This is a genomic window from Bifidobacterium samirii, assembly GCF_003952945.1.
GTDB classification, from domain to species: domain Bacteria; phylum Actinomycetota; class Actinomycetes; order Actinomycetales; family Bifidobacteriaceae; genus Bifidobacterium; species Bifidobacterium samirii.
On record NZ_QXGK01000029.1, the window covers coordinates 1 to 20,992 of the forward strand.

Consider the following 20,992-nt stretch of genomic DNA (forward strand, 5'->3'; position numbering starts at 1 on the left):
CAGGCCGAGCAGGACCCGGCCGTCGAACGCGCTAGACTCAATACCAAGCCGCGCGGTTTCATTCATTTTTTCAATCACACACCGAATCAAACCGCACGGCCCTTACACACCAAAATGCGAAGAGCCATTAATCTCGTTGGAGAGCTTCCTGCTTACGTAGGGAAGATCATGACGACGATGAGGGTCCCGAAAGATCCAAACGTGAGGAAGATCCGTCCGATTTGTGTCGCGTGACGGTCATGGCCAGTCTTGGAGCCGGACCGCCGGTCCTGGATGGTTAGTGTACCCGGCCGACAACCTGTTCCTCCCGCTTACGCGGGGAAGATTGCGGTGTGCGGGTGGCCTCCCAGACGCCGCTCGGTTCACCCCCACTTACGCGGGGAAGATGCCCTCCCCGAGACCGGCATGTCCGTGGAGTACGGTTCACCCCCCGCTTGCGCGGGGAAGATATGGGATCCCGTATCAGGGCAGCAAGTCCCGCAGGTTCACCCCCGCTTGCGCGGGGAAGATTGATAGACGTCGTACACGCCTTCGGCTCTGGTCGGTTCACCCCCGCTTGCGCGGGGAAGATGCTATAACATCATCCGTTTCGACGCGAAGTTCCGGTTCACCCCCGCTTGCGCGGGGAAGATTTCGCGACGGGCTTGCTGGCCCATTTGCGGGTCGGTTCACCCCCCGCTTGCGCGGGGAAGATGCCGATCTGTCCGAACGGCTGACGGACCATGCCGGTTCACCCCCGCTTGCGCGGGGAAGATGCGTGGTTCGAGTCGTCGAGGGTGATGGCGAACGGTTCATCCCCGCATGCGCGGGGAAGATTGGCTAAGGATGATGCCGGCGAGGTCGCGCTGCGGTTCACCCCCGCTTGCGCGGGGAAGATTCGGTCGCCGCCGACGACGAGCATGCCGAAGTCGGTTAACCCCCGCTTGCGCGGGGAAGATCTCGACTCGTCTGGACGCTCACGATCGACCTCCGGTTCACCCCCGCTTGCGCGGGGAAGATTACAGCAGCTCGCGATCCACGCGCCCCGGACCCGGTTCACCCCCGCTTGCGCGGGGAAGATGTGGCCCAGTCCTCGAGCATGTCCTCCTCGCGCGGTTCACCCCCGCTTGCGCGGGGAAGATGTTGTCGGGAAGCCGGTAGGCACCGTCGAATCCGGTTCACCCCCCGCTTGCGCGGGGAAGATATGGTGACGTCGTCCTGGATAGGCTGGGCGAGCGGTTCACCCCCGCTTGCGCGGGGAAGATGGGTAACTACCTGAGCGACCATATTCACCTACCGGTTCACCCCCGCTTGCGCGGGGAAGATCGCGACGTCGATATCATGGACAGCGCCGCCGACGGTTCACCCCCCGCTTGCGCGGGGAAGATCTGCCCGTTCCGGCGCATCATCGAGGTGACTGAGGTTCACCCCCGCTTGCGCGGGGAAGATGGCGCACCCACACCGCAGGTCCACACCATCCTCGGTTCACCCCCGCTTGCGCGGGGAAGATGTCCCGGATGACGAGCCGTGGATGTCGCACGCCGGTTCACCCCCGCTTGCGCGGGGAAGATACGCTTAAGTGTTGTAAAGAATCACTACAACACGGTTCACCCCCGCTTGCGCGGGGAAGATACGCTTAAGTGTTGTAAAGAATCACTACAACACGGTTCACCCCCGCTTGCGCGGGGAAGATCACAATTACGCACCAAACGGCGCGCGTCTAAACGGTTCACCCCCGCTTGCGCGGGGAAGATGGACTGCATTGGGTCGGCAGCATCGCCGCACGCGGTTCACCCCCCGCTTGCGCGGGGAAGATGGCACGCAGGCATCCGTGAGCTTCGGTATGACCGGTTCACCCCCGCTTGCGCGGGGAAGATGCTATATCGACACGCGAAAAAATCTATAATTGCGGTTCACCCCCGCTTGCGCGGGGAAGATGGCGGCACGTCAGTTGCCGGCGCGTTTCTTCGCGGTTCACCCCCGCTTGCGCGGGAAGATGACGATGATGACGCCGACTTCGTCATCGACTCCGGTTCACCCCCGCTTGCGCGGGGAAGATTCCGTGCCGTTGGTCCGGTCGATGATGAGCTGCGGTTCACCCCCGCTTGCGCGGGGAAGATCCCTGAGACTCCCAGTCGAGCACGAGCACGGCCGGTTCACCCCCGCTTGCGCGGGGAAGATGATGGTGCCAGCCGGCGCGCTCTCGTCGGTCCAGGTTCACCCCCGCTTGCGCGGGGAAGATTACGACCGTTTCAAGGTGACGGTCCCCGACTACGGTTCACCCCCGCTTGCGCGGGGAAGATTCTGGATCATCACAGATCTCAGCAATTGCAACCGGTTCACCCCCGCTTGCGCGGGGAAGATGGGAGTCGGCCGAGGAGCCGGTTCCCTGACGACGGTTCACCCCCGCTTGCGCGGGGAAGATTCGACGTCGCCGGGGAAGAGCCAGTCGGCCGGCGGTTCACCCCCGCTTGCGCGGGGAAGATTTGGCCTTGGCCGCCCAGCCGGCGCGGATCGCCGGTTCACCCCCGCTTGCGCGGGGAAGATTCGGTGGAGACGTCGAAGCTCCATCCGCAACCCGGTTCACCCCCGCTTGCGCGGGGAAGATATCGACAAACGCCTCACACCCGAGACCATCGTCGGTTCACCCCCGCTTGCGCGGGGAAGATGTCTCAACCGACACGCCAAAGAAACGCGCGGCAGGTTCACCCCCGCTTGCGCGGGGAAGATAGCAACAATCCGATCGTCACCTCACTGCAGTCCGGTTCACCCCCGCTTGCGCGGGGAAGATTGGTTCCATGGCACGCGCAGCTCGCGCGCGCACGGTTCACCCCCGCTTGCGCGGGGAAGATTCGATCCGGTGCAGCAGCTCCTCGACCCGCGCCGGTTCACCCCCGCTTGCGCGGGGAAGATAGGGCCAGCAGCCGCGCGTTCGTCTGCACGATCGGTTCACCCCCGCTTGCGCGGGGAAGATCGGACGTGCCTCCGGACGGGTAAACATGCATCCGGTTCACCCCCGCTTGCTCGGGGAAGATCCCAGTACGTCAGCATCGACACAGCCGGTCGTCGGTTCACCCCCGCTTGCGCGGGGAAGATCTGCCGCGCGCGACCAGCCGGGCCTCCTGCGCCGGTTCACCCCCGCTTGCGCGGGGAAGATGAGCACCACCCCGGCGCGGGCTACCTGTTCGACGGTTCACCCCCGCTTGCGCGGGGAAGATATGGTCTCCAAGGGCAAGATCGACTTCCAGACCGGTTCACCCCCGCTTGCGCGGGGAAGATCGTCGGGTCGGTGGTGTCGAGCGGGGCGAGGCCGGTTCCCCCCCCCCGCTTGCGCGGGGAAGATTTCGGCCGCGTCGGTGAGTCGGATAATCTGTGCGGTTCACCCCCGCTTGCGCGGGGAAGATCTCAACAAAAACCGACACTGAGAGCGTTTTATCGGTTCACCCCCGCTTGCGCGGGGAAGATGGGGCCTTATCGTCCAGCCATTCGATGTGCACCGGTTCACCCCCGCTTGCGCGGGGAAGATGGCCACGGGCTTCGGCGTCGCCTTGACGGGCTTGGTTCACCCCCGCTTGCGCGGGGAAGATTTCTGGAGTTCGTTGTCCTTCAACCCGGTCTCCGGTTCACCCCCGCTTGCGCGGGGAAGATGACGCCCGACGGCACTCTGCTGATGCAACAGCAGGTTCACCCCCCGCTTGCGCAGGGAAGATCCCGAGCGCGTTCTCAGGGCCAATAGTGTGAGCGGTTCACCCCCGCTTGCGCAGGGAAGATGAGGATGAGGCCGCTTGCCGGATCGTAGGCGCCGGTTCACCCCCGCTTGCGCGGGGAAGATGATTGGTTGAAACGCAAGTGGCAATTCATCTACGGTTCACCCCCGCTTGCGCGGGGAAGATATCATGCCACCTATCGACGGTGGAATAGAACTCGGTTCACCCCCGCTTGCGCGGGGAAGATTCGAGCCGAAGACCGAGCTGAGTCGTCGCACGCGGTTCACCCCCGCTTGCGCAGGGAAGATTTGAACGTGTCCGAGGCGTCCACGAGCGCGGACGGTTCACCCCCGCTTGCGCGGGGAAGATGACCACCCGTCCGGCAAAAGGTCGGACATGATCGGTTCACCCCCGCTTGCGCGGGGAAGATACCGCGTTCTTGATGTCCTTGGTCCGCTGCGCCGGTTCACCCCCGCTTGCGCGGGGAAGATCGCACCGTCCTACTACATCGCGCAGGTCACGCAGGTTCACCCCCGCTTGCGCGGGGAAGATCGCTTCTTCACGGCCTTCGGACCCGCCATCAGCGGTTCACCCCCGCTTGCGCGGGGAAGATGAGTCCGGTGACGGCGACTTCGAGGAGGTCGACCGGTTCACCCCCGCTTGCGCGGGGAAGATCACTGTTCGGAGGTGCTGGCCGGAGGAAACTACGGTTCACCCCCGCTTGCGCGGGGAAGATGACATGTCCAGACAGCGCGCGGCGTGCCCGATCGGTTCACCCCCGCTTGCGCGGGGAAGATTCCGCCAGCATGCGCTCCACGCGCCCCGGACCCGGTTCACCCCCCGCTTGCGCGGGGAAGATAAGGGGTGTCAACGTCACCCACCGTCGGGGTTCGGTTCACCCCCGCTTGCGCGGGGAAGATTTCACGTAGCCCTGAGCCAAAATGGTCACCTCCGGTTCACCCCCGCTTGCGCGGGGAAGATGTGTTCGTCGACGGCGTAGACCACACCGACGACGGTTCACCCCCGCTTGCGCGGGGAAGATACGATGCGCAACGCGATGGGACAGGCCCGCGCCGGTTCACCCCCGCTTGCGCGGGGAAGATTAGCTGCTGACCATGCGGCTGATGTCGCGCCCCGGTTCACCCCCGCTTGCGCGGGGAAGATATGGTGTCGCCCGATATGTGCGCATCACAAGACGGTTCACCCCCGCTTGCGCGGGGAAGATTTCGCCGTCGTCAAGGTCAGCCAGGGCGTCGGCGGTTCACCCCCGCTTGCGCGGGGAAGATGACGGCGAAGTATGCGAACTTGTGGGCGAGTCCGGTTCACCCCCGCTTGCGCGGGGAAGATCCCTAGCGAAAGGCGTGGGGCTTCTAGGATATCGGTTCACCCCCGCTTGCGCGGGGAAGATTCGTCGATTACGAGTCGTTTCGCGCCGTATGTCGGTTCACCCCCGCTTGCGCGGGGAAGATACAAGCAATGTTCCGTATGCGATTGTCGGACACGGTTCACCCCCGCTTGCGCGGGGAAGATCCCGTGCCGAGGTCGGTGATCTCCAGGGTCTGCGGTTCACCCCCCGCTTGCGCGGGGGAAGATGTCCGGATCGAGGCGAGGCCCCGCGCCGGCGACGGTTCACCCCCGCTTGCGCGGGGAAGATGAGGCCCTGACCATGTGGGAATCCGGCGGTCCCGGTTCACCCCCGCTTGCGCGGGGAAGATGGACGAGTCAGGGCCGACGGGCGCGTGCTGGACGGTTCACCCCCGCTTGCGCGGGGAAGATTGCGGGATGATGGCGCATGATCATGTCGAGGTCGGTTCACCCCCCGCTTGCGCGGGGAAGATACAGTCGTGCCGGATCGTCGACGGTGGCGGTCCGGTTCACCCCCGCTTGCGCGGGGAAGATTCGGCGGCGAGTCTTGACTCGGTGCGCGCCGCCTGGTTCACCCCCGCTTGCGCGGGGAAGATTGATGGTCACGCTCAAGGATCCGTTTACGGGTCGGTTCACCCCCGCTTGCGCGGGGAAGATGTTACGGTGACGATGTTGCCGATGCGGGTGAGCGGTTCACCCCCGCTTGCGCGGGGAAGATGTCTCGTCCGTCAGCTGGCCTAACAGCTTCGGCGGTTCACCCCCGCTTGCGCGGGGAAGATTGATTTTTCAACGATTTTGTCGACCTGCGGTTCGGTTCACCCCCGCTTGCGCGGGGAAGATGAAAGCGAGGATGACTTGCAGCAGGCATTCCTCGGTTCACCCCCGCTTGCGCGGGGAAGATTTCGGACCGTTCCGTGCAGTAGTCCTCGAAGCCGGTTCACCCCCGCTTGCGCGGGGAAGATCGGCGGGACGTAGTCGTGCGCCACGGATCCCGCGGTTCACCCCCGCTTGCGCGGGGAAGATTAGGCGGTATCTTAATACGCTGAAAAAAGAATCGGTTCACCCCCGCTTGCGCAGGGAAGATCGATTACCTATCGCACGGAAACGGGTGAGGAACGGTTCACCCCCGCTTGCGCGGGGAAGATGAGGCAGAATTACGCGCGTTAATCTGCCGAATCGGTTCACCCCCGCTTGCGCGGGGAAGATACGACTACAACCGGTATGTCGTCAACGATCGTCGGTTCACCCCCGCTTGAGCGGGGAAGATACCGGCGCCGACCTGCTCGCCCTCTACACGTCCGGTTCACCCCCGCTTGCGCGGGGAAGATGACTGAACTCATCAGCGGGGGAGACGGCATGTCGGTTCACCCCCGCTTGCGCGGGGAAGATGGCTGGCCCAACGCCGCCGAGATCCGCGCGACCGGTTCACCCCCGCTTGCGCGGGGAAGATTCCGCTTTCGCCTTCTTGCGATCGGCCCTCATCGGTTCACCCCCGCTTGCGCGGGGAAGATAAAGTCGATGTGCTCGATCGCATGACGGCGAGCGGTTCACCCCCGCTTGCGCGGGGAAGATGGGTCGGCGGCTCCGTGGCGGCAGGCGTCGGCCGGTTCACCCCCGCTTGCGCGGGGAAGATTTAATAGTCTTACCGTCATTAATCGTCGTCTTCGGTTCACCCCCGCTTGCGCGGGGAAGATGACGATGATAACGACGACGAAACCGACGACGAAGGTTCACCCCCGCTTGCGCGGGGAAGATGCGGCACGTAAATACCATTGCCTCACGCGCCGCGGTTCACCCCCGCTTGCGCGGGGAAGATATTATCATGCCACGAATAACCAAATTCAGGCACGGTTCACCCCCGCTTGCGCGGGGAAGATCGTTTTTGTTAGCACGCGATTTCCTAGCATTTCGGTTCACCCCCGCTTGCGCGGGGAAGATTATCAATAGGAACATTCACACCGCTACGATTACGGTTCACCCCCGCTTGCGCGGGGAAGATCGCGATTAGTCTAAAAGCCAGTAATTCCAAGGCGGTTCACCCCCGCTTGCGCGGGGAAGATCCGTGCTGTCCACGCCGTCGATGTAGACCTTGAGGTTCACCCCCGCTTGCGCGGGGAAGATGCGAAGTGTGGACTTTGGACACGGATGAGGGACGGTTCACCCCCGCTTGCGCGGGGAAGATGCGTGCTTCTCCTGTCCGACCTGCGCCGCCGCCGGTTCACCCCCGCTTGCGCGGGGAAGATGCCGCGTCCTACGATCACGACCTGCGGGACGCCGGTTCACCCCCGCTTGCGCGGGGAAGATACCGAGGAGGAGGCCGAGCTCGCGGTTGACGGCGGTTCACCCCCGCTTGCGCGGGGAAGATGTCACGTTCAGGGGAGACAAGCTGTCGCAGCGCGGTTCACCCCCGCTTGCGCGGGGAAGATCCGGCCCCGCTGCCGAGCGAGGAGCGCAAGAGCGGTTCACCCCCGCTTGCGCGGGGAAGATCTCGCGGTGAGTCTGAGCTTGGTTTCACCGACCGGTTCACCCCCGCTTGCGCGGGGAAGATGCGACTGTTGAGCTGGCACCAACTAACATCGCCGGTTCACCCCCGCTTGCGCGGGGAAGATTGGTCCAAGGCAGGCTGCTCCAAGTGGCGCAGCGGTTCACCCCCGCTTGCGCGGGGAAGATCCGGCCATCTCCGACAGTTTGCCGATGATGTCCGGTTCACCCCCGCTTGCGCGGGGAAGATGCCCAGTGCTCTTTCTGGGCCTTTTCTTCGGCCGGTTCACCCCCGCTTGCGCGGGGAAGATGTGGCCGGCAGCGTGGAGAGTGAGCGTCCGTCCGGTTCACCCCCGCTTGCGCGGGGAAGATGTTTGCGCCTGTGCCTGTTCATCGGCCCTGGTCGGTTCACCCCCGCTTGCGCGGGGAAGATATCAGCATCATCCGGGACCGCCGTCGGAGCGGCGGTTCACCCCCGCTTGCGCGGGGAAGATTGGCCACGCCCTCCAGCACCGTGCCGCCGAACCGGTTCACCCCCGCTTGCGCGGGGAAGATCTGACCGCCGGTCCCGCCGTGGATTCCCCCGCCGGTTCACCCCCGCTTGCGCGGGGAAGATCATGTCGCGCTTGTGCTTGGGTTCCCCGCTCCCGGTTCACCCCCGCTTGCGCGGGGAAGATGGCGGGTGCCGGCCCGCTCATTGGGCCATGTCCGGTTCACCCCCGCTTGCGCGGGGAAGATCATGTCGCGCTTGTGCTTGGGTTCCCCGCTCCCGGTTCACCCCCGCTTGCGCGGGGAAGATGAGCGGACGTGCCCGGCCTCGTCGAGCGTGGTCGGTTCACCCCCGCTTGCGCGGGGAAGATCTCACCGCCGTGCCACAGTACCCGGGCTACTACGGTTCACCCCCGCTTGCGCGGGGAAGATACCATCAGCATCGAACACCAGGGCGGACTCGACGGTTCACCCCCGCTTGCGCGGGGAAGATGCGGCCATCCGGCTGCTGCCCAAGCTCACCGACGGTTCACCCCCGCTTGCGCGGGGAAGATGGCCACCTCTTCAATCGCCGCCAGCTCAAGGGCGGTTCACCCCCGCTTGCGCGGGGAAGATCGCGTGCCTCTCGGCCGAAAGGCTCTTCGGGTCGGTTCACCCCCGCTTGCGCGGGGAAGATATCGCGGATAATTCTTTTTGCGATTTCGCTAGCGGTTCACCCCCGCTTGCGCGGGGAAGATTTTTACACCTTATATTTTCAGAATCGAATCACCGGTTCACCCCCGCTTGCGCGGGGAAGATTCATCATCCACATACGTCCGCGCGCTGAGAGGCGGTTCACCCCCGCTTGCGCGGGGAAGATGCCGACATGCGCCCGGCTAATGTCTGTGTTTTCGGTTCACCCCCGCTTGCGCGGGGAAGATGCCGACATGCGCCCGGCTAATGTCTGTGTTTTCGGTTCACCCCCGCTTGCGCGGGGAAGATTCCGTCGTGGACCTAGTCAACGCTTCGCGCTTCGGTTCACCCCCGCTTGCGCGGGGAAGATCGACGGCAGGACTTCACGAGCAAGGTCTATGTCGGTTCACCCCCGCTTGCGCGGGGAAGATTGCAGGCAAGGCCTCGCCCCCAAGGGCTGGGCCGGTTCACCCCCGCTTGCGCGGGGAAGATCCAAAAAACGCCCTCAGCGGATTATCCCAACGCGGTTCACCCCCGCTTGCGCGGGGAAGATCCGAACGCTAATATCACTGATCTACAGTCTGCCGGTTCACCCCCGCTTGCGCGGGGAAGATGTATCAAACACGCTACAGATTTTAAATGTGCGCGGTTCACCCCCGCTTGCGCGGGGAAGATCGGTGACGACGAAATCATTTCGATTACGAACGCGGTTCACCCCCGCTTGCGCGGGGAAGATATGTTTTTTCAAACGCACGCATAATGGTTTCGCGGTTCACCCCCGCTTGCGCGGGGAAGATAAATCATTAAAAATATATAATACCGGATATGCCGGTTCACCCCCGCTTGCGCGGGGAAGATTGTAACGTGACGTAATCGGGCGGTACCACCGCCGGTTCACCCCCGCTTGCGCGGGGAAGATGGACGCGTCAGGGCCGACGGGCGCATGCTGGACGGTTCACCCCCGCTTGCGCGGGGAAGATGCGGCCGAGGCGTTCTTCCCCGAACTCATCCACGGTTCACCCCCGCTTGCGCGGGGAAGATGAGCCTGGAGGAGACCGTCGGCACCCTGTCTGCGGTTCACCCCCGCTTGCGCGGGGAAGATCTGCACGACCGACCTCAGGGGGCCCTGCGCGCCGGTTCACCCCCGCTTGCGCGGGGAAGATATGTCGCCGGTGGCCTGTCCCTCCTCGAGGATCGGTTCACCCCCGCTTGCGCGGGGAAGATCCGCCCGTGTATCCGCCGGCCTTTGAACTGGTCGGTTCACCCCCGCTTGCGCGGGGAAGATCCCAAGCGCTTGTATGAACTTTCAATCATGGCAGGTTCACCCCCGCTTGCGCGGGGAAGATGCCCACGCGGCCGGCGAGCTCGGTCTTGGACACGGTTCACCCCCGCTTGCGCGGGGAAGATCGCCGTGGGGTCGGTCGATGGTGTGGTTTCCGCGGTTCACCCCCGCTTGCGCGGGGAAGATCGGCGGAGTCCGAGGTAGGTCGAAAGCGCAGTCGGTTCACCCCCGCTTGCGCGGGGAAGATTTTTTTCACGCCCGAATATGGGTGAACGCATCAGGTTCACCCCCGCTTGCGCGGGGAAGATCTGTCAATGCCGCTCGTCGGCGTGTCGCAACTTGGTTCACCCCCGCTTGCGCGGGGAAGATAGTCTCATCTTATGCGGAAAAGTCCCGGTCCAGCGCGCTGAAAAATTGGATTCGGACAGTGGATATGCGCGCTTCCTCAGATCGCATAGCCGGCACCGTCGAATCCTTCGGAAGGTTCAACGCCCGTATTTTCGATAGCGGGAGGCCTTGCTCCATCCGGTCTTACGCCTTTCGTTGCTCCGTTGTTTCTGATTGGTGTTCGGTCGCATGATCAGCTGCAATCCATCGTAATCGACAGGCTGCCATTCCTGTCCGTGTACTCTGAACTGCATTCCCTGCTCATTGTCCGAGGGATACACCATGACGGCTCGTCCGCTGCCGAGATTGTCCAGGATCTGCTCCCACAGCAATTCCCGTACTCGTGCCGAGACCTTCCCCACGTAAACTCCCGGGGATATCTCGAACAACCATCTCGTCAGATGGCCTCGCAGTTTCGGAGGAGATACCGTCAGGACTACGACGATCATCAGACTGCCTTCCTATCGACGTTCATTCCCATCCCGTCATCTCCTCGTCGAACCGGTCGGATTCATGCTCCGTCCGGCTTTCATCCGTCGTGATATCAGGATCAGCCGGCGTCGATTCCGCGGCGACGTCCGGCTGACTCCAACGCTCAGTATCGTAGGCAGCATCGTACGCAGCGTCGTAGGTGTCATCATAGAAGGCGTCGTCGTTGTTCCCATCCGCCGTCAGGTACGGAACATTTGCGTCGCAGGTCTCAGCCGGAAGGATTCCGGTGGCAATCGGATCCTGCGCGTAGTTGCGTCCGGCCTGTCGATAGCCGGAGGCTCCGGACCACAGCTGCGTGGTGATGTCCTGGATTCCGGGTTCAGACTCCACTTCATCAGCGGACAACAGCAGCGATCGGATGTCCTTTACGCAGCGTTCCAGGAATCTTCCGTCCTTCATGCGGTCTCGAACGGCGCGCCGTGCCGCTGAGGACACGTCTTCGATCTGCTGACTTGCCAGATCGAACGCCAGCGGAATGGTGATGTCGACTTTGTAGAGGTCCGCGATGTCGTAGACGAAGCTTCGTTCGTTACGGGCGTGCACGAATCCCAGTCCCGGCGAGCATCCCAACGCGACGATCACTGCGTGCACCACACCGTATAACGCGGTGTTGGCGGCGGACAGCGCACGGTTTACCGCATCGGCTTCGTCGAAATCCGTGATCTTGTACGTTCGGCCGGTCCATGGCACGCCAGTTCTCCGGGATTCCCGCTCGTAGGCGTGACGCACGCGGGTCCCCTCCTTGCCGAGCAGCTGCTGCATGGTGAGCCCGTCCGTCGATTCTCCCGGGAAACGCATCGCGTACATGCGCCGGGCCACCTTGACCCGTGTACGCTCGGACGATACCAGTTTCGCCTGCGCTTCGAGCAGGCGCGTGGATTGGGCGAGCGCCAGTCCATGGCAGTAGTATCGTACGCCTCTTTCTCCCACCCAGATGCAGGTCGAGCGGGATTCGGCCAATAGGCATATCGCCGCATAGGTGATGTTGCTGCCTGGTCCCAGCATCAGTACGCTGAGGGCGGCGGCCGGTACATGCACGGTGCCGCGCGCGTCGGTGATGGTCACGGCATTGTCCGCACGGTTGACCACGCAATGTTCCGCGTAGAGAAAGGTCATGCGATCCTGCACGCGGACCAGCGCCGGCAGCGAGGGAGGTCTGACTCCCGTATAGCCGCCCATCAGCTGTCCTCTCCTTGGGGTCGTGAATGCTGGACGCTTTGCAGCGTCGCCAGGGTCAGCAGGCCGAAACCGTATCCTTTGGCTCGTCCGATGCCGTTCAGCAGCGCTCCACGCACGAGTTCGGGATCGTCGATCGCGAGGATTCCGTCGTATACGGCGGAAGAGAGCGTGACGATGGATCCTTTTCGGAGGAACTCGACTTTTCCGGCTTCCCTTACGGCCACTTCGGGCACTTCCAACCGGTTGATGGTCAGGTGGAAACCGTACTCGCATGTTCTGCGGTCCAGCCATTCCAGTTGTTCTTCCGCATTCCAGATGCCTACGCGCGCCCCTCGTCCCATCCCGTCGGGGTTCTTCAGGGATTTCGTGGGGTTCGCCTTGAGCCGGAACGCCCATTCCTGGCCGATGTTCAGCCGATTCAGGAACGGCTCGTAGGCGCATGATGCGATGTCTTCCGCACCGGCGTCGAGTTCGGTTCTGAGTACGGTCGGATCGGGTGTCGTCTCGGACACGATGTAGAGCTGCAGAGTGGCACCGCCGCGGGCCTTGTCCAATCTCCATAATGGGCGCTGGGTTCCGGCACGACCCGATTCCACCGATCTGGCGATGATGGCGTGCAGACGCTCCAGGGACGCCAGTGCATGACGTGCGTGGCGGCGTCGGGGGTTCACCCGCACTCTTGTGAACTGCGTCATGTCAGAGCTCCTCCGTTCCAGCGACTTCGGCGGGTTCAGCGGCCGCTGCAACCGTATCGAAGATCGCATCGTCCTCGAATAACGGCGCAGACGAGATCCGATCCGGGGCATCGGCCATCCGAACGTCCGGCAGTCGTGTGACGCTCCGCGGACGCCAACGTCTGTCGCGCGGATCGAAGCTCGTCGGCTCGTCGGCGATGGTGTCCGTGAACGTGCGCTGCGTCCCGTCGGCTGCCGGTTCGACCATGATCTCGGCGAAGCACTGTTCCGGGAAGCTCACCGAGCCGGCCACCGCCTTCCTCTGGTACCAGTCCGAGGCGCACCATGGCGCATGCTGTAGAGCCTCCTCCAATGGTTCCGGGGATATCCAGGTCCGTATCGGCCCGTCCGGAGGGCAGGATCGGCGTCCCAGGAAGATCGGATAATACGGGGACCGCAGGGCGGACCGGTATCGTTCGAGCTCCTGCACATCCGGGCTTTCGAGTCCGGCGAGGAACACGGCGTCCTGAAGGTAGTATCGGATCGACAACGGCAGCATGTTCTTGCCGCGACCGGTCGACGGCTTATGTTTGAGGTCTTCGGCCGTATGGAAATCCGACATCAGGGTTCCGGGCTGGTCCACGCGCACGCCGAACCGCAATCCGGAGAATCGTTCCAGAGACTGGTCCCGTCCCATGCCCATCGCGGCGGCGAGCATGCCGATCACGCCGCTTTTCGTCGGCATCATCTCCGTGTCCCTTCTGGTGAAACGGCTGCCGGCGCCCCATGATTGCATGGGGGCGGCCAATCGCATCAGCAATACCGGCATAGCGTCACTCCTGGCAGGACAGTCGTTCGGCTACCGTGGATTCCAGTCCTTCGAGCATCCGGCGCATCGTGGAGCGTTCGTCGACCAATCCTTCGGGTCCTTCGGCGGCCGCGGTGTCGTCTCCGATCCGCACCACCCAGGTGTGCACCGGCGTGATGTCGTATGCTTCGTCCAGTTCCTTCTGACGCCGTACCAACGCTTCCGTGGCGTGGCGCACATAGTCGGGTTCCACGGGGCGTTCGAACGCCCCGACGAGGTTCACGGCCTGCGTGTCACGCACGTTCACCACGACCAGATCGGGCAGCGTGCCATGGGCGAAGGTGCTGATCTTGCCTTGCGGCATGCTGGTGAGAAACGCCCGTACGAATGCGGCCACGGCCTTCGCCGTGGCGCTGGAATCCCCCAGCGTCTCGTTCAGCCTGTCTGCGTCCACGTTGGCGTAGCGATAGTAGGTGGCGGCGTTGAACTCGATATGGCCCATCATGGCCGCACCGGCGTCGCCTTCGTCGTCGCTGTCCTGCTTGACGTCATCGACCGCGGTGAAGAAGTCCGATTCCGCATTCACCGCCTGCACGCTGATGGCATGGGCGACCTGAGCCGTCGCGTCCACGTTGAGGTCGGTGTCGTCGGCGACCATACGGCCGAACAGCGCGACATCCACGGATCGGTCATCCGTCACGATCTGCTTGATCCGCTTCTTCTCCGCCTTCACCGCTTTGATCGGATCGGTCTGCGCCAGCGCATCCATGGCGATGTCCGCCAGCAGATCGTACTGCCTGTTGCCGAGGAACAGCAGATACTTGGACTGCATCAGTTCATCGCCGTCACCGGCATCGGCATCCTTCTTCTTGGCGCGCGGCTTATCGAGTTTGATGCCGGCGCCGTCATGCAGTATGCTTTCCGCGACCTTGCAGGCGAGCGCCTCGTCCGTTTCCGGATCACGGGCCAGGATGCGGTTCCTCAGCACTTCCACGACGCGTTTGGTGCGTACGCCCAGATCGCGCGGGTCCAACAGGTCCTTGAAGATCTCACGGGTGGGGCGCTTCCATGCCTGGCTGGAGACGCGCGCACGTGTGAAGCCTCCGTATTCCACGGTTTTGGGGGTGCCGGTGTCGTCCCGGTTCAGGTTGCCCGCCGCGATGGTTTCCAATGCGTGGATTTCGATGATGGTGCGCTTCTTGCTGTTTGCATCCGACATGATGTCTTCCTTTGGTTACGAACGGTGATGATGTGTCTTATATGATTCGTTGCTGGTTTGCTGCGCGGGCGCCTATTCCATGTGCGGTTCTCCTGTCTGCTCATGACGGTAGGCGCGTTGGAAGTCCCGCCCCCAACGGATCCGTACCATGTTGGCCCGGGTCCGGTCGGATCGTAATGCCATCAGGTCCTGTGCCAGCAATCCGTAGTTCAAGGCGATGCGTTCGCGTTTCAGCAGTCCGATCAGGCCGCGGGCGTGTCGGAGAAGCTCCTTCCAGCTGCTTGCCGTCTGGATTCTGCCGAACATGGCTCTGATGCCGTTCTCGTTGAAATTGCCGTATGCCATCCGTCCTACGGCCCGTCCCAGTGAGACGTTGTCGTCGGTGTGCATCGATGATTCGCGGATGGACTGCTGGTGTGCGGCGAACAGTGTGAGGGCCGCGTGTGCCGCGCGTTCCTGCGGGGATGGTTCGTCGATATGGCGGCTGGCGTTGCCGGAGATGTCCGGGTCGTCCGTTGGCGGCAGCGTCCACGCGAATGTTTCGGGATCGTCGCCGATGTCGTGTCCGACGGCGTGGCGGAGTCTGGCGATGGCGGCGACGGAATACGGGTCGTTGCGCAGGTATCCGGTGCGCATGATTCCGGATTCGTCGGATCCTCCCATCGTAAGACGGCGGGCTTGGGCGCTCACCCACTTGCCGAATGCCGTGAGTTTCGGCGGGTAGTCGCGCTCCGGTTTGGTGGCGGCTTGTTCCATGGAGTCTAGTCCCTTTCCTGTGTGTCGAAGATGGTGTTGAGTCGGCTTCTGAACCAGATATCGACGAGCGCGGCGTCGTAGTATGTGCTCTTGGTCTTGTCCTTCCCGTCGGTGACCGTTCGTCCGACGATGGCGCGCGGCGAGGCGTGCGCCATCAGCTGCGACCCGAGTTTCAGCAGCAGTCTTTTCGCCTGGTGGTTCCAGTCGCGGCGCAGTCCGGCGAGATCGCTGTCCGGGCCGATTGTTCGGACCCATCGGCGGAACGCTTCGTCGAAGGCCGAGTAGCCTGATTCTTCGGCTTGCCTGCGCGGAGAGTCCGTCGGTACACCTTCGCAGAGGGCGATGTTCGCGGCCAGGTTGCCTAACGCCGCGATGCCGGCGTCGGCCGCGTTGACTGCGTCTTTCAGCAGTTGTCCGAGATCGGGATCGCGTGAGGTGATGACGGCGAGGTCGAGGTCGAGGATGTCGTCGATGGAGGCGTCGATGACCGCGTCGTTGTTGCCGTATACCAAACCGAACGCATGGAGCCGTACCGGCAGCGTTCTTCGTTCGCAGACCTGATCCAGCCATTTCAGCGTGTACGGGCGGATGGTGGTGTCGCCGGCAGTGGCTTCCTCCCCTCTGGTCAGCGAAGGGAGGCCTCGCCAGAGCGCGCGTGAGGGATCGTGTTTGCGAGGCATGTACACCAGCGGCCGTTTCAGGGCCTTTTCCTGACTGTCGCTGCGACGCCATCCGGTCATCATCTCATGATGGTGGGCGTTCTGCGGTTTGATACGGTCACCGTTGCAGATCAGGACGCCGGTCACCGTCTCATCGTGATGTGCCAGCAGGATTCTTCTGGACTGCCAGGTCATCAGCGTCGCCGGCCCGTGGAAGAAGGACGTGTCTCCGGTTCGTTCCACCGGCTGATCAAGGTTGTCGACCGTCTGCGGCGTTGACGGTTCACGTTCCCATGCGGGTACGTCATCGTTCCATTGCGGATCCTCGCCCAGTTCGAACACGTTCCTGCTGACGTAGTTCAGCATGAGCGTCTGCCAGAGGTTCGCTCCTTCGACCAGATATCCGCCGATATGTCCGGTCCAGGCCACTCCGATGGGGTATCCTTTGCCTCCTTTGACCCTCGGGTCTCCCACGGCCCCCGATTTGATGCCCGACGCGTCATAGGCCTGCGTGGTCACCAGCCACCGTGCGGCTTCGGCCGCGCGCATGGACCGCAAACCCGATCCCGAACGGGTGGTGAAGAACCGTTCACCGTTCGGAACGTCCAGAATCAGACGTTCCAAGCCTGATGTCTCATGTTTTTCGGTGTGCAGTCCGGCGGTTTGGTAGAACGGCGCCGTGTCGTCGAAAAGGTCGAAGCGGGAGCGCCACTCATCGCAGTAGTCGCGGATCATGTCCATGATCTCGGGATCGGCGACGCCGTGGTCGAACAGCGTCCGCCATTCCTCCATGCTCAGGTCGTCTCCGAAAATCGAGTAGAGCATCGAGATGAGCATGCGACTCAAAGCGAATCGTTGCAGCGGAATGTCCCCGTCGATGGATCGGATCCGGTTGGATGACGCGAGCGTCTCCATGATCGACAGTTCCCGATGACTGCCGTCGGCAAGCATGGTGACTGGTATCCAAGGCCTGTCCATCAGATTGAACGAGACTGCATCATTCGACATCCGTGGTCCACCCCCTCGTCTTTGAATAGTGGAAATGCAGCGTCTTCATTATCCCACCCTTCTTCTCTGATCGGTGTATTGTGTATCGGGCGTCGCCCTGCTCGTCGAGTACGACGAGCAGTTGACCGTCCAGATTGCGGTTCTGATCCATATAGACATGCCATTGCTCCGGTGCTTCCCGTTCAAGGGTTTCGATGAACGCGTCGATGTCGCAGTATTTCAGGCTGGACCCGCCGAGGGATATCGTGCAGGACAGGATGTCGCGCACCTGCCGCTTGTCCGGCACCCCGATTCCCGTAGGCAGCGGATCGGACGAGGAGAAGTCTCCCCATGTGGGCAGTTGAAGGTTCCCCTGCGTATCCTGTTGGAGCACGATCACCTCCACGCAGTCGTCGCCTTCCCTTACACCCGCGGACACCAGACGCTCCTGCGAGCATCCCGGGGTATCGGGGTCGGGAACATTCACATACAGCCACCCGTCGAGGGCGAACGGGCTTTTGGATGATTGCGGGTTAAAGATGCGCAGGCTTCGGGCGGCGTCCTCGCTGTTCGCGATGGCGGAGAGCATGGCCGCTCTCGCCTCCGACTCCCCGTGACCGCCGTCAACCCATGTTCGGGGGCAGACCTCGACGTCGCCGTATACGGTCTGCACCAGTCGCGGAATATCGTCGGGCATTCTCACATGTAGAGAGGCGTCCGCTGACGGGTGCAGCACGGCCAGGGACCGCATCAGCAGATAGCGCTGGTAGACGCTTTCCAATCCTTTGGCGAATTCCGGAGGCTTGCCGTCGGAACATGCTTCGACGCCGGTGACGATCATTCGGGCTTGTCGCAGGCTTCGCGGGCGTTCGTTCTCCTCCGCTCCTCTGTTGTGCCGGTGAAGTCGTCCGGCTCGTTGCAGTATCAGGTCGATCGGCGCGATATCGGTGACCATCAGGTCGAAGTCGACGTCCAACGATTGCTCCACGACCTGCGTGGCGACGACGATTCCCGTCCGTCGTTCCGTCACGCCATGTTTGCCGTAACGCTCGATCAGCGACCGATCACGCTGCGCCCGATCGAAGGCCAAGAATCGGGAATGGGCCAAGGTGACATCCATATCCATATGCCGTGACAGCACATCATACGTATGCTGGGCGCGATCCACGGTGTCGCGGATGACGACGGCGCATCCCCCGTCGCGGAGATTCTCCCGAAGCAGGGAGACGAGTGCTTCGTCGTCGTCACCCATCAGGGAGATCTCGACGTCCAAGGCACGTCCCGAAGGTTCCGGGTTCGACGTCCGGGCCCCTTTCGCAGTCGCCAGAGAAATCAGCGGATAGCGCAGGTCCAATGCTGTGCCGGCGGCATGACGGCCCCGGCCGGATGAATCATGCCGCCGTTCCATGGCCGTGTCGGTCTTGCAATCGTTCCGTCGTACCCTTCTCGCCTTGAGACGGGACAACGTGACGGACTGCGGTATGGTTTCGACGGACGCGGACACTCCGGGCATTCTTTCCACGGAATCGGCGGCTTCGGCTCCTCTGCGATAGGATTCCAGGAACGCCTGCCGTCTGGATTGCGGCAACGTCGCGCTGAGCATGATCACGGGCACGCCGTACGCGCCCAACCATGCCAGCACCGTTTCCATGTAGACGTTCATGTACGCGGTGTTCGAATGGATTTCGTCCAGAATCACCACTTTGCCGGCGAGCGCCATGTGGCGCAGCACGACGTGTTTGGATCGAAGTCCCGCCATGAGTACCTGGTCGATGGTGCCGACCACGAAATTGGATAGATTGCCGCGTTTGCGACCGGTCAGCCATGAGTTGACCACGGCCTGCATGGCGTGGGAACTCCGATGACGTCGCGGTCCGTCCGTCTCGCCTTCGCAATCGTCCATGTCCACGAATCCGATGGATTGTCCCTCGTATAATCCGTCATCGATGCCGTGGCCTTCGTCGAACCAGCGTTCGCGCAGATCTTCATAGGAATCGTTCAGCTCCCTTTTGCCGTGGGCGAGGAACAGTGATGCCATGGCGCAACGTTCCGATGCGGGAAGATGAGCGATCCAGTCGAGGATGCGGGTGAACATGGCGTTGACCGTCGCCTGTGTGGGCAGCGCGTAATAGACGCCGCCGCAATGGAATCGGGCGGAGAGGATCTCCGCGGCCAGCAGTGCCGCTTCGGTTTTTCCTTCGCCCATGTTCGCCTCGATGATCATCAGTCCCGGTTCGGCGGTTTCCTGAGCCATACGTACGGCTTCACGCTGTACCGGGCGAAGTTTCGCGCCGGGAATGTCGAACTGGCTCGAGAACAATTCGTCGGCGGATTGCGTTGTCTCCATGGCCGTCCAAGGCTTGGGAAGCGACAGCATTCGCCATGCCCGTGCCGCACGCTTCGCCGGGTTGAATCCATAGTCGTCCGTTTCGGATTCGTTGAGCGGGAACAGCCGGCTGTCGCTTGCTATCCAGTCGGCGATGATGACCAATGCCGTCAACAGGATTTGGCTACGACGTCGCAACGGTCGCCCTTCCAATGCTGTGAGAGTCGATATGGCAGAGGTGGTTCCGGCGATCCAATCCAGCAATTCGAACCGTACCGTCTCCCATTCTTGTCCTCCGGCGAACTCCTCATACCGGTAATGGTTGCGTTTGCGCTGTTTTTCCGCGGTCAGTGACGTGCCGTGATGACCGGCGATGATGCCGGCCACGCCGTGCGCCAGCGTACCGGTTCCGGTTTGCAGCCCCTGTGCCGCCAGCCAGTCCTCCATCGCCCAGCATCCGACGAGTTCGTGGCGGTATTGACGGCGTAGCTCGTCATGGGCGATGGAAGGGTTGATGGACAATCGTGCCGCACGTACTTTGTCGGCGAATGCAGGGACCTGCACTTCGAACGCGGGCGATGTCTTGCCTACGTCGTGGCTCGCCGCGATGAAGCCGTATAACGTCCTAGCGGAGTCCCTGTCGCCGATGTCGTCGACTAGGAGCCTGATGATGTCATCGGGAATGAAATCATCCCACACTCGAAGAGCTATCTCGTAAGTGTCTTCCATATGCTGCCAGAGTTGTAGATAACGATTGTCCTGCGGGTTCTGGTAGACGCTTTTCGCCCATATGGACAACGCCTGTCGGGATAATGCCGGCCGACCCGGCTGAAAATGGCGTTCCATTCACACCCTCCGCAACTGTTCGGCGTATTCGTCCAATGTCGTCAGAATCCCCCGGTGCGCCCACACGGTGTTCCGTCGCCCTCCTGTAATCGTCTCAAGGACTCCACGCTCGACAAGGGTCTCAATGGCGCGACGCGCGGTCACCGGAGTCAGACCGGCGTTGGAAACCAAATACTCCTGCTCCATCCGAGGAATGACAAGCGGTTTTTGTCGTGCTCCTGTCATGATCATTCCTCCTTGAGAACAGCTAATTCTTATAATGGTTAGAGGTTTTCATCTATACTATTTAGGCTTACAGGTAAATATATCACAAGAAATGAATGCAACCCCCGCAAATGCAGGGAAGACACCCACCTGTACTAATTAGGAGGATCACCCCGGCTGGTGCCGGGAACTGTCCAAGAGTACCATTCCTACGTTCGAAAGCACCAATCAGACTGCTGTCCAGAATCATAGGAAGACCTTCTGAATGTCAGAGAACATTATTCCCGTATATATGGCATGTATCCCTCTGCCCCATCGGGATATGTCCGGATACGAGTAATCCCCGGGAGCTGGGCTCTACCGGGGATTCGATGTGTGATGCGGCGGTGTGCTACTCTCCCACACCCTATCGAGTGCAGTACCATCGCCGTGCCAGGCCTTAGCTTCCGGGTTCGGAAAGGGACCGGGCGTCTCACCTGG

At 62.4% G+C, this 20,992-nt stretch carries 10 protein-coding genes, 1 rRNA gene and 4 CRISPR repeat arrays; of the genes, 1 reads left to right on the top strand and 10 read right to left on the bottom strand.

Annotation, left to right across the window (positions count from 1 at the left end; all coding sequences use genetic code 11):
• Window positions 1-234, top strand: a 234-nt coding sequence (locus tag D2E24_RS10485) for a hypothetical protein (protein ID WP_206430968.1), incomplete at its 5' end; no start/stop codon positions are given.
• Between the two features lie 124 nt (window positions 235-358).
• A CRISPR array of direct repeats spans window positions 359-3,259; the repeat unit is 29 nt; unit sequence CGGTTCACCCCCGCTTGCGCGGGGAAGAT.
• 95 nt (window positions 3,260-3,354) lie between these two features.
• A CRISPR array of direct repeats spans window positions 3,355-3,628; the repeat unit is 29 nt; unit sequence CGGTTCACCCCCGCTTGCGCGGGGAAGAT.
• A gap of 93 nt (window positions 3,629-3,721) precedes the next feature.
• A CRISPR array of direct repeats spans window positions 3,722-5,217; the repeat unit is 29 nt; unit sequence CGGTTCACCCCCGCTTGCGCGGGGAAGAT.
• Window positions 5,218-5,311: 94 nt separating this feature from the next.
• Window positions 5,312-10,344: a CRISPR direct-repeat array (repeat unit 29 nt; unit sequence CGGTTCACCCCCGCTTGCGCGGGGAAGAT).
• A 116-nt stretch (window positions 10,345-10,460) separates the two neighbouring features.
• Here D2E24_RS10485 and cas2e read toward each other — a convergent pair.
• The 10 genes from cas2e to rrf form a co-directional block, all read right to left on the bottom strand.
• Window positions 10,461-10,811 carry a type I-E CRISPR-associated endoribonuclease Cas2e gene (gene cas2e, locus D2E24_RS09880; protein ID WP_125969162.1) on the bottom strand — a complete coding sequence of 117 codons (351 nt, stop codon included), beginning with the start codon at window positions 10,809-10,811 and terminating at the stop codon, window positions 10,461-10,463.
• Between the two features lie 22 nt (window positions 10,812-10,833).
• Window positions 10,834-12,033 (bottom strand): type I-E CRISPR-associated endonuclease Cas1e, encoded by a 1,200-nt coding sequence (cas1e, locus tag D2E24_RS09885; RefSeq protein ID WP_241222964.1) that lies wholly within the window; start codon window positions 12,031-12,033, stop codon window positions 10,834-10,836.
• Window positions 12,033-12,728, bottom strand: coding sequence for a type I-E CRISPR-associated protein Cas6/Cse3/CasE (cas6e, locus tag D2E24_RS09890; protein WP_125969163.1), 696 nt, complete (start codon window positions 12,726-12,728; stop codon window positions 12,033-12,035). The genes cas1e and cas6e overlap by 1 nt, the downstream gene beginning before the upstream one ends.
• Before the next feature lies 1 nt (window position 12,729).
• Entirely contained in the window at window positions 12,730-13,536 is an 807-nt protein-coding gene (cas5e, locus tag D2E24_RS09895) for a type I-E CRISPR-associated protein Cas5/CasD (protein ID WP_125969164.1), read from the bottom strand.
• 4 nt (window positions 13,537-13,540) lie between these two features.
• Window positions 13,541-14,734, bottom strand: a complete 1,194-nt coding sequence (gene cas7e, locus D2E24_RS09900) for a type I-E CRISPR-associated protein Cas7/Cse4/CasC (RefSeq protein ID WP_125969165.1) — start codon at window positions 14,732-14,734, stop codon at window positions 13,541-13,543.
• A gap of 72 nt (window positions 14,735-14,806) precedes the next feature.
• On the bottom strand, window positions 14,807-15,490 hold the full coding sequence (casB, locus tag D2E24_RS09905; protein ID WP_125969166.1) for a type I-E CRISPR-associated protein Cse2/CasB: 684 nt from the start codon (window positions 15,488-15,490) through the stop codon (window positions 14,807-14,809).
• A gap of 5 nt (window positions 15,491-15,495) precedes the next feature.
• The gene (casA, locus tag D2E24_RS09910) at window positions 15,496-17,157 is read right to left on the bottom strand and encodes a type I-E CRISPR-associated protein Cse1/CasA (protein WP_125969167.1); all 1,662 of its coding nucleotides are present in this window, start codon (window positions 17,155-17,157) and stop codon (window positions 15,496-15,498) included.
• Window positions 17,147-20,308: a CRISPR-associated helicase Cas3' gene (gene cas3, locus D2E24_RS09915; RefSeq protein WP_125969168.1), complete on the bottom strand. Its 3,162-nt coding sequence runs from the start codon at window positions 20,306-20,308 to the stop codon at window positions 17,147-17,149. Before cas3 ends, casA begins: the two co-directional genes overlap by 11 nt.
• Window positions 20,309-20,533 carry a hypothetical protein gene (locus D2E24_RS09920; RefSeq protein WP_125969169.1) on the bottom strand — a complete coding sequence of 75 codons (225 nt, stop codon included), beginning with the start codon at window positions 20,531-20,533 and terminating at the stop codon, window positions 20,309-20,311.
• A gap of 357 nt (window positions 20,534-20,890) precedes the next feature.
• Window positions 20,891-20,992, bottom strand: a 5S ribosomal RNA gene (rrf, locus tag D2E24_RS09925); the annotation flags it as partial.